This window comes from Streptococcus wuxiensis, from assembly GCF_040888245.1.
GTDB classification, from domain to species: Bacteria; Bacillota; Bacilli; order Lactobacillales; family Streptococcaceae; genus Streptococcus; species Streptococcus wuxiensis.
Window position 1 is genome coordinate 479,808 of record NZ_JBFNFE010000001.1, and the last position, 12,512, is coordinate 492,319.

The 12,512-nt window shown below is 38.7% G+C and carries 14 protein-coding genes; all 14 read right to left on the reverse strand.

The window, feature by feature from the left end:
• Nucleotides 1–45 precede the first annotated feature (45 nt).
• The 14 genes from AB2B47_RS02345 to ybeY all read right to left on the reverse strand — a co-directional run bounded on the left by AB2B47_RS02345 (nucleotide 46) and on the right by ybeY (nucleotide 12,464).
• Nucleotides 46–759, reverse strand: a complete 714-nt coding sequence (locus AB2B47_RS02345; RefSeq protein ID WP_320693531.1) for an O-methyltransferase — start codon at nucleotides 757–759, stop codon at nucleotides 46–48.
• Between the two features lies 1 nt (nucleotide 760).
• Entirely contained in the window at nucleotides 761–2,563 is a 1,803-nt protein-coding gene (gene pepF / locus AB2B47_RS02350; protein ID WP_320693532.1) for an oligoendopeptidase F, read from the reverse strand.
• A gap of 18 nt (nucleotides 2,564–2,581) precedes the next feature.
• Complete coding sequence (locus AB2B47_RS02355) at nucleotides 2,582–3,538, reverse strand: competence protein CoiA (protein ID WP_320693533.1); 957 nt, start codon at nucleotides 3,536–3,538, stop codon at nucleotides 2,582–2,584.
• Nucleotides 3,539–3,620: 82 nt separating this feature from the next.
• On the reverse strand, nucleotides 3,621–4,769 hold the full coding sequence (locus tag AB2B47_RS02360) for a PDDEXK family nuclease (protein ID WP_320693534.1): 1,149 nt from the start codon (nucleotides 4,767–4,769) through the stop codon (nucleotides 3,621–3,623).
• Nucleotides 4,770–4,958: 189 nt separating this feature from the next.
• A complete protein-coding gene (gene tehB, locus AB2B47_RS02365; RefSeq protein ID WP_320693535.1) occupies nucleotides 4,959–5,819 on the reverse strand; it encodes an SAM-dependent methyltransferase TehB in 861 nt (286 codons plus the stop codon).
• A gap of 14 nt (nucleotides 5,820–5,833) precedes the next feature.
• Nucleotides 5,834–6,301, reverse strand: coding sequence for an SsrA-binding protein SmpB (smpB, locus tag AB2B47_RS02370; protein ID WP_235084073.1), 468 nt, complete (start codon nucleotides 6,299–6,301; stop codon nucleotides 5,834–5,836).
• Entirely contained in the window at nucleotides 6,264–8,606 is a 2,343-nt protein-coding gene (gene rnr, locus AB2B47_RS02375; protein ID WP_320693536.1) for a ribonuclease R, read from the reverse strand. Before rnr ends, smpB begins: the two co-directional genes overlap by 38 nt.
• A gap of 94 nt (nucleotides 8,607–8,700) precedes the next feature.
• Entirely contained in the window at nucleotides 8,701–8,934 is a 234-nt protein-coding gene (gene secG, locus AB2B47_RS02380) for a preprotein translocase subunit SecG (RefSeq protein ID WP_000282517.1), read from the reverse strand.
• A gap of 39 nt (nucleotides 8,935–8,973) precedes the next feature.
• A complete protein-coding gene (gene rpmG / locus AB2B47_RS02385; RefSeq protein WP_007519517.1) occupies nucleotides 8,974–9,123 on the reverse strand; it encodes a 50S ribosomal protein L33 in 150 nt (49 codons plus the stop codon).
• Nucleotides 9,124–9,206: 83 nt separating this feature from the next.
• The gene (coaE, locus tag AB2B47_RS02390) at nucleotides 9,207–9,800 is read right to left on the reverse strand and encodes a dephospho-CoA kinase (RefSeq protein WP_320693537.1); all 594 of its coding nucleotides are present in this window, start codon (nucleotides 9,798–9,800) and stop codon (nucleotides 9,207–9,209) included.
• Nucleotides 9,800–10,624, reverse strand: a complete 825-nt coding sequence (gene mutM, locus AB2B47_RS02395) for a DNA-formamidopyrimidine glycosylase (protein ID WP_320693538.1) — start codon at nucleotides 10,622–10,624, stop codon at nucleotides 9,800–9,802. Before mutM ends, coaE begins: the two co-directional genes overlap by 1 nt.
• Nucleotides 10,625–10,672: 48 nt before the next feature.
• Entirely contained in the window at nucleotides 10,673–11,572 is a 900-nt protein-coding gene (gene era / locus AB2B47_RS02400) for a GTPase Era (RefSeq protein ID WP_254724276.1), read from the reverse strand.
• 18 nt (nucleotides 11,573–11,590) lie between these two features.
• Nucleotides 11,591–11,986, reverse strand: coding sequence for a diacylglycerol kinase family protein (locus AB2B47_RS02405; protein WP_004252647.1), 396 nt, complete (start codon nucleotides 11,984–11,986; stop codon nucleotides 11,591–11,593).
• Complete coding sequence (gene ybeY / locus AB2B47_RS02410; RefSeq protein WP_006151504.1) at nucleotides 11,967–12,464, reverse strand: rRNA maturation RNase YbeY; 498 nt, start codon at nucleotides 12,462–12,464, stop codon at nucleotides 11,967–11,969. Before ybeY ends, AB2B47_RS02405 begins: the two co-directional genes overlap by 20 nt.
• Nucleotides 12,465–12,512: the final 48 nt, after the last annotated feature.

Genomic DNA, 12,512 nt, shown 5'->3' on the forward strand with positions numbered 1-12,512 from the left:
GTTTACCTTATCTATTTTACTAAATTGTCTTAAAAATATCTGAAATTAATCAACATCAGGCAGTTCTATTTCTGCTTGATTCTTTCTTAGCATCAAGATTCCATCTCCAAGAGGAACTAGACTAGCTGTTAATCCCGGATTGTTTAGAGTTGCGTCAAATAGTCTTTGCAAACCACGATAAATGGTTCGTTGCCCGCGTCGAACTTCCATAATATCCTTAGCAATGTCTCCACCTTGGAAAATATCATCCAAGACAACTACTCCACCAACCTCAAGGTGTTTTAGGATTTCTGGCAAAAATACGATGTATTTGGATTTTGCAGAATCCATAAAAACAAAATCATAGGTCTCTGTCAATGTTGACAAAACGTCTACCGCATCGCCTTCCAAAAGAGTGATTTGATGGCGATTATCAAACTTGGCGAAATTTTCCTTGGCAAAACCAATCATTTCAGGATTCCTATCAATGGTTGTTATTTTTGCATTTGGAGCATGATTTGCCATTAAAAGAGCTGAAAATCCAATTGCCGTTCCAATTTCTAAAATATTTTTTGGTTGAATTGTTCCCATTAGGAAACGGAAATAAGCGACTGTTTCATGAGGAATGATAGGAATATTCTCCTTGCGAGCAAAGTTTTCTAGTTCTTTTAAAGAACCAGTCACCTGCTCTTGTCTGTGGCGCATAAATTCCACAATCTCATCCTTAACAACAGGCCGTCGCATGTTATGGTTAGCATTTTTACTGTATGACTCAACCATTTTATGCTAATCCTAATTTCTCAACAAGGGCTTCGAACTCATCCAAACGGCGTTCAAAGACTGCAAAGGCATCATTAAGATAGTCTTCTTTTTCCATATCAACACCAGCTTTTCGCATGATATTTAGAGGATAGTCTGACTTCCCAGCCTTGAGGTAATCAATATAACGGTCACGATCATCTTGACTACCGTGAACAATCTTTTCAGCCAAGGCCGAAGCTGCTGCAAAGCCTGTTGAATATTGATATACATAGTAATTATAGTAGAAATGAGGGATACGAGCCCACTCGTACTGAATTTGAGGATTGTCTTCCTTGCTCAAGCCATAATATTCTTGGTTCAAGTCAGCATAGAGATTGTTTAAGAACTCGCTTGTCAAGACTTCACCATTTTGATCGGCTTGGTGAATAGCATGTTCAAATTCAGCAAATTGAGTTTGGCGGAACACTGTTCCACGGAAACCATCCAAGAAGTTGTTTAGAATAGCGAAGCGTGTTGCGTCATCTTGAACTTCTTGCAATAATTTTTCAGTTAAGATATTTTCATTGGTTGTTGAAGCAATTTCTGCCAAGAAGATTGAGTAATCTCCGTATACATAAGGTTGAGTTTCACGCGTGTAGCTAGAATGCATACTGTGACCTGTCTCATGTACAAGAGTAAAGAGATTGTCTAGGTTATCTTGCCAGTTAAGAAGCATGAAGGCGTTGGTATCATAAGAACCGCCAGAATATGCACCTGAACGTTTGCCTTGATTTTCATACACATCAATCCAACGTTCGCTAAAGGCGCGTTTAACACGACTCAAGTAATCCTCACCAAGAACAGCCAAAGCTTCCTCTGCCTTCTTCAAGGCTTCCTCATAAGTAAAGCTGTATTCTACTGAAGACAATGGTGTATAGACATCGTACATTTTAAGATCTGGAATACCCAAGATTTTTGAACGAAGTGAGAGATAACGATGCAATAATGGCAAATGCTTACGAACAGCAGATACTAAGTTGTCATAGACACTTTCTGGAACAAAATTGGCCGCAAGAGCAGCTTCACGCGCACTCTTGTAGTTCCGAACTTTTGCACGGTAGTTTTGTACTTTTACATTGGTCTGCAATGTTTTAGCGTATGTGTGCTGGTATTGCTCATAGGTAGAGTATAGTGCTTCATATGCACCACGACGAACTTCACGGTTCTTAGATTCTACCAAGCGCATATAGACGCCGTGCGACAATTGTACTTCATTTCCATCTTCATCTTTAACAAATGGAAAGACGATATCTGCATTATCTAAAATAGCAAAGGTTTCACTAGCAGCACCGAAGATTTCACCAGCACCCGCCAACAACTCTTCTTCACGTTGTGAAAGGACATGATCCTTATTTTGCAATAGTTTATCAAAGAAGTGTTTATAAGGCTGGAGTTTTGGTTCTTCTGCTAAAAAGTTTTGATACTGCTCTTCAGTAATTGCCATAAATTCTGGCTCATAGAAAGAAAAGACTTGATCTAGTTGACTGTATAGAGTCATTGCCTTTGCATAATATTCTTGATATTTAGCAACTCGTGTATCCTGGTCGTTTTTCATATGAGCGTAGACATAGAGTTTTTCAAGACGACGGCTCAAATCCAAATAACGCTCTGTAATATTTAATAGGCTCTCTGCGCTATCCAAAAGATGCCCTTCAAGACTAGCTGCTTGTTTTGTATCTTCCGTTAGTAGGGCTAGTTCTTCTTCCCATTTTTGGTCTGTTTCAAAGATAGTGGACAAATCCCATGTATCTTTTTCATTGATTTCATTTCGTTGTAATACCATAAATTTCCTCCATCCTTTCTATTTTACCATATTTTTCGAGAAATACTGCTGATAAAAGGCAGGTGGATAGAGCTTTTGTTGTTGATTTTGTGAATTCAGTTCATAATAAGCCTGAAAGCTTCGATAATAATCATATAGATTTTGACTTATCTGACAAAAATGACCATGTTCTATCGGCCTTACTTGGGGATACCAGTCCTGTTTTTTTAGATTTAAAAGATTTTCTCCTCTCAAGTAAGCTTGGGCTTGTTGTTTCATCCAATAGGGATTTTGATAGTAGAGTTGTTTTTGAATGAAACGACAAATGTTTTTGTCCTGTTCAACTGAAAAAGTAATAAGAGCTTGTTGCTTATATGGACTACGTAAAATTTCTAGGAGATTTCCTTTGCCATAAGAAAATTCCTTGGGCTGATAATGGAGTTTCCCTTTCAAATCTTGGTGAAGGAGGTACTTGAGCCTCAAAACTTGTTTTTTATGATCTAACTCCCAAAGATAAAATCCCATATTATTACTAAAGTAAAGAAAATCTCTTTGAAGTTTAGTTAGTCGATCTTTAGGCCAGAGCTTTTCTCCCAGTAGCCAAAGAACTTGAATTCCCAAACTTCGATAACCATTGCTTCTCTCCCGTAAAAGTTCGCAAGAAATATGACTACACTGAACTTCTAGTGCTATTTTATTATTGATAAAGATATCTGCGATTTGCTTAAGTTCAGGAATCGAATATTCCATTTCTACTTCAGCATCTTTCTTAGCCCAATTAAAAAGTGCCACCTTATTCTCTAAATGTTCTGGTCCTTCGTTCTCATGATAAAAATCACAACTTTTTAAACTTTCATGCGCAAAATGAGTTCTTACATTTTTTCCTTTTTTCAAGCGAACACTCGTTCCGCAAGCTGGACAATAATAAGCTTGTTTCTTTACTTCATTCTCTAGTACGTTGATTAAATGACCTTTTTTATCTCTAGCTAAAAACATAAACTCTCCTTTTCTAATCCATTCGAAAAGAAAGAGAAGAAAAAGGCTGACCAACTCAACCTTTTTCACATTTAATTTTCAACTATTTCATATGTTTTCGAATATATTTCCGTAACATGGGAATAAGATTCTGTATTTGATCCTGCTTTATCACCATTACACCATATTCTTGACAACGATGACTGTAAACGGGGTTAATCTTGCCTGAGCAAACAATCATCTTCAAACAATTGTCACCCGCAAAATGATTGGCATATACTTCAAGTTCGTTAATAGCTTCAACTGCTAGATCAGTCATTTTACAAGAAATGAAAACTACAGAGTGACCTTTACGAAGAATAACATCAATCTCATTTTGAACATTGTCAGCCTCAGGAAAAATCCCATTCCAGTCAATTTCAGTACCAATCATACATTCATTAAAATACTCCGACTCGAGAGCTAGTAAATAGATATACAATTCTAAAATATGCCCTTTAGTTCGACATAACAGATGTGCTTCTGGTGTTGGGAATGTATAAGTGACAGTATCCGTTGTTTCCTCTTCTACTTTCAATAAATTAGCTTTTGTGAACAAAGGAATCAAGCTACTGGGGTAAGAATAAATTTTTCTATTACTCTTTAAAACTTTTGCTGTTTCAGCGTGAAAATCATTTGTTTTTGCCAGTGCAAAGAATTGGGTAATCTGATACCATTTTTCAGGATTTTCGATAGCATATTTGGCCAGTTTTTTTATAGCTAGTACTTGCTTATTAGAATGCTGAGGCCTTCTTGATTTAAGGACTTTTCCACCACGTAAAGCTATCAATTGTTCAATGGATAAACTAGGAATCTCTAAATTTTTATCATAAATCTTATCCCTTTCCCAGGCATACTGCATTCCTTGTTCTACATCCATAGCAATAATGGGAATACCTTTCTCCAAACCATACTGATATAGAACTATCGCTAATAGATTATCTCCACCAAAAACATCGATGGTCACTGTCTCAAAATCATTGATAAACACGTCTAATTCCTGGCAGATTTTTTCTAGGCGAAATTGTCGAAAATGTACTTGTTTTAAGTGTGGAACTTGTTCCATTAGAAAATGCTTCAAGGATAGCTTATCTTCCTCAGCAATTTTTCTTGTAGAAAGGTATAGAATCTCATCACAATCACTGACAAAAGCTTGGTAGACATTTTTTTCAATGGTATGACGGTCGTATAGTTCAATTAAAAGACTAGTCATCTTAAGACCTCCTAGACAAAAAAGTCTGAAAGAATAGTGGTCGATCAGAATCGTTTTAAAACTATCACAATTCTGTTTAATTTCATCGACTTCTCCTACTTCTAGTATAGCATAAATTGAGATTTCCCTTTCTTATTAGGGTAACAAATAAGGAATAGAAAACGACTGCTCTCTATTCCTTTTATACATTTATTTTACTTTTTTAGCTAACATGGTTGCAAAGCGTAGTTTGATACGATTTCCGTTTTCATCACGACGGTGGAGATGGCCAGGATTTTCATTGTACTTGATCAATTCCCAGTCTTTGTAGTAGTCTGCCAATTCCCCTTCTTTAAAGGTAAATGGGAAGTTCACTGAGCAAGGATAATCCTCCGTGTCCATGGCACAAACTATAAGATTATAACCACCGACCGTGGTCTGTTCCTGCATGTTTTGAATAATAGCCGGAATGCGATCTGCTTGTAAAAACATAAGAACAACCGTTGATACGATAAAATCATAAGTTTGTCCAATGCTAGCTGAATTGATATCGTAGATACCGACAGGCATTTCTAAATCTTCTTGCTCCACAATGCTTTTCAAGATTTCAAGAGATATCTCATTTTGATCTACAGCTGTGACATCAAATCCATGTTGAGCTAGAAAGAGTGCATTTCTTCCTTGACCACATCCTAGGTCTAGTGCCTTACATGGTTTTACTGTATCCATAGCTTCTAAGACTTCCGAATGAACTGGATTGCTATTGTATTTTTTAGGGAAATAATCCTCTGCTTTACAATAAAATTCCAAGTACCATTCCACATCATCTGTGGCAGCTTCTACTCTGTGCCAAGCTTGAGGTTGCGCCATAGGGTTATCAGCACCTGCTTCAAAGAGGTGCTCGGCTATAACTTCCCCGTCTTCAGTCAACTCAATAAACTTAAGAGTCCCTTTTAATACGGTAATCTTGCCCCAGGTTCCGACCTTAGTATTGTGTTTTCTTTGAACAGCTTCTGGCATGGTGTCTTTATTCCAGACAGGCATGCGTTTGTAAGCAACTAGTTTTTCCATATTCTTCACTCTTTCTATCGATGGTTAACAGCTTTCATCACACGCGCAATATCACGATCTTGCTCACGGCGTTTGATAGACTCACGTTTATCGTAATCATGTTTCCCTTTTGCAAGTCCTAAAAGTAATTTGGCATAGCCATCTTTGATATAAACTTTAAGAGGAACCAAGGTCATCCCCGTCCCTTTTGTTTCTTGCTCTAATTTCTGGATTTGTTTCTTATGGAGCAGGAGTTTACGACGACGTTCGGGTTCCTGATTCCAGATATTTCCTTCTTCATAGGGTGCAATATGCACATTGCTCAGCCAAACTTCCCCATTTTTCACTTGGGCAAACCCATCTTTCAGATTGATGCGGGCTGCTCGCACACTCTTGATCTCAGTTCCTGTCAGGACCATTCCTGCTTCTAGCGTATCTACGATTGTATAGTCGTGGTGCGCCTTTTTATTTTGCGCGACGACCTTTCCCACGCCCTTTGCCATTCTTGGCTCCTTTCTTTACTACTTCCTTATAAAAAGGTTTCTTGCTTTTTTTCTTCTTGTCTTTTGGAGAATGCTTGCGCTTATCACCTAAGCGACCAGATTTTCTTTTGTCTTCTTTCTTATCTGAACGACGCCCTCTATCCTTACGACCAGAACCTTTCAAACCTTTTTCAATGACATCAAATTCACTTGGAATGAAGGAAAAATCGATCTCGCCAGTCATCTTATCCGCTCTTTCAACACGGATACGGATCTGCTGTCCAACTCGGAAAGTAATTCCTGATTTCTCCCCACGGAGGGTTAAATCGCGTTCATTAAAGTGGTAAAATTCAGGCAGATTTGTGATGTGAATTAAGCCTTCGACTGTATTTGGCAATTCAACAAAAAGACCAAATTTAACGATACTTGAAACAACTGCATCATACTCTTCACCAACATACTCTTCCATGTACTCAGCTTTTTTCATAGCTTCGACTTCACGCTCTGCCTCGATAGCACGGCGCTCACGGTTGGAAGACTGGGTAGCAATCTCTGGAATGACCTGTTCAAAATGATCTGCTACATCCTTAGAACGTCCATAGTCACGAATCATCCGGTGAACAAGAAGGTCAGGATAACGACGAATTGGGCTGGTAAAGTGAGTGTAGTAGTCTGCAGCTAATCCATAGTGACCGTGATTATGCTCAGAATAACGAGCCTGTTGCATCGAACGCAGAAGCATCATAGACAATACATCCGCATATGGCTCTCCCTCAACAGTACTCATGATGTCTTGGAGAGCTTCCTGACTTATCTCACTGGCAGTCCCATAAATTCGCAAACCAAAACTTGAAGCATAATCAATAAATTTCTGAACTTTTTCAGCTTTAGGTTCCTCATGGATACGATAGATAAAAGGTAGGTCCAGCTTGCTGAAGTGCTCGGCAACTGTTTCGTTAGCAATCAACATAAAGGACTCAATCATACGTTCAGCAACACCACGATGACGAAGTACGATATCAACTGGCTTGCCTTTTTTATCTACCAAAATCTTAGCTTCATTGGTATCAAAATTTAAAGCACCACGCTTGATTCGCATACTTTCCAAAGTCTCATGGAGTTTGGCCATAAGTTCGATACTAGGAACAATTTTCTTATAGTCTTGTCTCTTCTCCTCGTCACCAGCTAAAATGTCATTCACATCACTATAAGTCATACGAAAACTGGTCTTGATAACAGTCTGTGTAATCGTATAATTACGAACACGACCATTTTTATCAATCTCCATAATAGCAGATTGAGTCAAGCGGTCCACTTGAGGGTTAAGAGAACAGATTCCGTTTGAGAGGCGCTCTGGCAGCATTGGAACTACACGGTCTGTCACATAGACAGAGGTCGCACGATTGAGAGCTTCCTTGTCAAGAGCAGAACCCTCTGTCACATAGTAGGAGACATCGGCAATGTGAACACCTAGTTCGATATTTCCATTTTTCAATGGTTTGATATGAACAGCATCATCCAAGTCTTTTGCATCAGCTCCATCAATGGTAAAGGTAATTTCATCTCTTAAGTCCAGACGACCTTCCAGATTCTTCTCAGATGGTGCATCCGGAACACTCTCTGCTTCTTTAAGAACAGCCTCTGGAAACTCAGATACAATGTCCATTGACTCCAAGACCTCGAGGACATCAATCCCTGCATCTGTGGAATGTCCAACCACATCTAGGACACTAGCTACAAAGAAGTCGTGTTTCTTACTTGGGTACTTGTCGATAAAGACCTTGAGAACTTCTGTGCCGTCCAATTGAATAGCTGGCTTCTTAACGTAGATTCGTTGACTAATCTTTTGATTTTTTGAACGGATGTAACCTGCATACTTGGGTTTTTCCTCATCAAGAACGATTTGACCAACAACCGTCGTCAAACTGTGTTCTAAAATATCGATAATCTTAGCTTCAGCTGCAGTTCCTTTTTGACGATCCGCAACCTTCTTGATTACAATTTCAACAGTATCGCCATCAATGGCATAGTTAACATCATTTTTCCCTACAAAAAGATCGTCTTCCTCGCCTTCAAGACTAACAAAGCCGAAGCCATTTTTATGGGCATGGAAAATTCCTTTAAGAGTAATCTCGTGTTTCTTCTTTTGGTCCAAGGTAAGACTACCATCTTCTTCAAAGCGAATTTGGTGCTTTCTTTCCATCAGGGACAAGGTTTTAATAAGCTCTCGAAAGTCCTTGGAAGCATCCTTTCCAAGGGCTTGAGCCAAGTCATTGACAGTGACTCGCCCCTTTTCTTTTAAATATTCTTTTATTCTATCTTTCATGTTTTCTTTCTAGATTGTTAAATTTTTTTGGTGTAAAACCTTATTTCTTTCAAAAATAAAAATAGGCAAAGACCTAGTCTCGCCCATTATTTTCTTATCTACTTGATAATACCGTCAATGCTAAGGCAATGGCTAGCCAGAAAAAGACTAAGATTCCTGTCAAACGTTGCATTACGGCTTCAAAACCACGCGCTTTGCTACGTTCAAACAAATCACCTGAGCTGGCATCAAATACATTGCTAGATTGATTTTTAGTTGGTTGCATAAAAATTGCAATCACAATCACAACAGATAATACTAATAAAATGGTTAATAATAGGTTATACATATCAAACTCCTTAAAATCCCTATTATTCTACCATAATTTCTACTTAGATTCAAGATGTAGAGTCACTTTTCTTTCTTTGGGACAATACTTTAAGACTTCAATCTTATCTGGATGTGTTTTGGAGTTCTTACTGGTTAGATAATTCATGCTGCCACAAGAGGAGCATTTTAGATTAATTTTTACACGCACTAGATTTTTTGTATTTGATACTATTTCAATCTAAGATGATTTGAACAAACAATACCAAAATTCTCCTTCCTAACAATGTTAATTTATAGACACATTTCTTCAAACAACTGAACTACTTGAGTTATCAACTGTTCCTGATTCCCATTATTATCTAGACTGTGACTAGCCAGACTAATTTTTCTTTCTAAAGGCCATTGAGAGTTTAAACGGGATTCAGCTGCTTCTTTTGAGATTTGGTCCCGTTTCATTAATCGCTCCAATTGAACATCACGATTTACATAGACTAGCCAAGTTTCGTCAAACCATGAAGCATAGTCTTGCTCAAAAAGTAGGGGGATATCCATGAAAAAGAGAGCTTCTGTCTGAGCAAACTGATTTCGTAATGCAGCTAACTCCTCACGAATAATCTCACCTTGGGTTCTCTTAGACCATTCTTGCTCTTCAAGATTTGAAAAAATAAGACTAGCAAGTAAGGGGCGATTCAGTTCACCATTTTCAAGAAGTACCTTCTCCCCAAAATGCTCCACTAAAACCTGATAGAGTCGTCCACCAGGTTTTTGTAGTTGGTGGACGACTGCATCCGCATCTACAACTTGAAACCCTTTTTGTCTTAAAAATTCTGTGACAGTGGACTTCCCTGACGCAATACCACCAGTAATTCCGATTATTTTTCCCATCACTTCCTCCTTTGACACTTAGGACAAAAGTGAGTTCCACGACCACCTAGTTGAATTTTTTCGATGATGGTTTCACAACGCGAACAAGCTTGACCCGCCTTGTCGTATACTTGATGGAATTCCTGCATAGTGCCATCTTCTCCAAATGCATTGGTATAAGTACGAATTGTTGAACCACCCTTTTCAACCGCCTGACCTAAAACATTGATCGTTTCATCATGGACTTTTCTAGCCTCTTGTGCTGTTAAACTATTAGAGGTTCTAGAAGGATGGACTTTCGCTCTCCAAAGAACTTCATCAACATAGATATTTCCCAACCCTGCAACCAAAGTCTGGTCGAGAAGATGCGATTTGATTGGTTTTTTAGATTTTTTCAAGGCAAGTTTAAAACTCCCTAAATCAAAATCCTTCTCAGTCGGTTCCGGACCAAGTTTTTTTGAAATAAAGTAAGCTTCTAAAAGCTCAGGAGCAAGCAACTCCATAGTTCCGAACTTACGAACATCCTCGTACACCAAAGTACCACCATTCTCAAAATGAATCAAAACATGGGCGTGTTTACGTTCTGGAACTTGGTCTGGGTAATAAAAATACTTGCCTTCCATTCTCAAGTGAGAGATTAGAATTTTGTCGGATAAATAGAAAAGTAGATACTTGCCACGACGTCCCATTGTTTGAATGACTTGACCAGGCATTTCCTTCTGAAATTCCTGCAAATCAGTTTTAATCATCTTGGGGTAACGAATGTCAATGTTTGAAATCTTCTTCCCCAGAATCAATTTTTCCAGACCTCGCCGAACTGTTTCTACCTCAGGTAATTCAGGCATAGCTCCTCCTTCTCTAAAAACAAGAAGCAGGCTCCTGCCCACCTCTTCTTAATATTCTTTTTCGTTGTAACCAAAATCGGCAAGATCTAATTTCTTATCGCGCCAATTTTTCTTGACCTTGACCCATGTTTCTAGGAAGACCTTGTCTCCTAGCATGAGTTCGATATCTTTGCGAGCCATGGTACCAATTTTCTTGAGCATGGCACCGCCTTTACCGATGATAATCCCTTTTTGGCTGTCACGCTCGACCATAATGGTTGCTCGGATATGAACCTTGTCAGTCTCTTCATCTCGTTTCATAGAATCAACCACTACTGCAACAGAGTGTGGAATTTCCTCACGCGTTAAGTGTAACACTTTTTCACGAATCATCTCTGATACTAGGAAACGTTCTGGGTGATCGGTGATTTGATCTGACGGGAAATATTGGAAACCTTCCTCTAAGTTTCCGCTCAAAATATCGATCAAACGCGAAACATTATTTCCTTGTAGAGCTGAAATCGGTACAATTTCCTTAAAGTCCATCTGATTACGGAAATCATCGATTTGCGCCAAAAGTTGGTCTGGGTGCACCTTGTCAATCTTGTTTACCACGAGAATGACTGGTACTTTAGCAGCCTTGAGGCGTTCGATGATCATATCGTCGCCCTTGCCTCGTGGTTCATCTGCTGGCACCATAAAGAGAACCGTATCGACTTCTCGAAGAGTGCTATAGGCTGACTCCACCATGAAGTCTCCAAGGGCTGTCTTAGGTTTATGAATCCCTGGCGTATCGATAAAGACGATTTGTTCCTTATCAGTAGTGTAGATTCCCATAATCTTGTTGCGCGTTGTTTGCGCCTTATCACTCATGATGGCAATCTTTTGCCCCATGACATGATTCAAAAAAGTTGACTTCCCGACATTGGGACGTCCTAAAATAGCTACGAAGCCTGATTTAAATGTCATAGTTACCTCTATAAATGTTTAAAATAGCAAATCCCAAATCCTAGGGATGAAAATGATAAGTCCAGTCACTGCAGCAAATAAAGACACTACAAGAACTGCACCTGCAGCCATGTCTTTAGCCTTCTTTGCAAGCATATCGAAGTGATAATGGCTAGCCAAATCCACTACATTTTCAATAGCAGAATTTAAAATCTCAAAAGCAATTACTAAAAAAATGCTTAATAGGAGAAAGAGCCATTCAATTCTGGAAACTTGAAAAACAATGCCTGCAAGTAGAACTAAGAGAGAAGTCACTGCATGCTTTCTCATATTACGCTCTTCTTTTATGGCAGTAAAAATACCTGTCAGGGCAAAATCTAGACTTGAGAGCAAGTCACGATTCTTCCATTTTCGTTTATTGTCTTGTGAGTCCATAGGCTGTTAAAATTTCTTCTTGTAAACCGAACATCTCCGCTTCTTCTTCCGGAGTGTAGTGATCATAACCGTTTATGTGTAAAAAACCGTGTACAGCTAAAAAGCCCATTTCACGTTCGAAACTATGACCGTACTCTTCTGCTTGCTCATGCGCTTTATCAATTGAAATGAATAACTCGCCGATATAAGAATCAAATTCTGACATCATTTCTGCTAAGTCAGGATCTTCTTCCAAATCCTCTTCGTCAAAGGTAATCTCTAATTCAGGTTTGTATTCAAGGCTGATGACATCTGTTGGACGGTCAGTAGCACGAAACTCTAAATTGAGTTCATGACTGCGTTCATTGGTCACAAAAGTGACTGCCATCTCCTTGTCTTCTTTTCCAATTTTTTTAGCAGCAAATTCCAAAATTTCTTGAGTTTGCTTTAAAATTTCTTTAGAAACCTGACCAGTTTCATCTACCATTTCAATATACATGCGTTTCTCGATTCTCTTTACTTGGCTTTATTATACCATATTTCTATG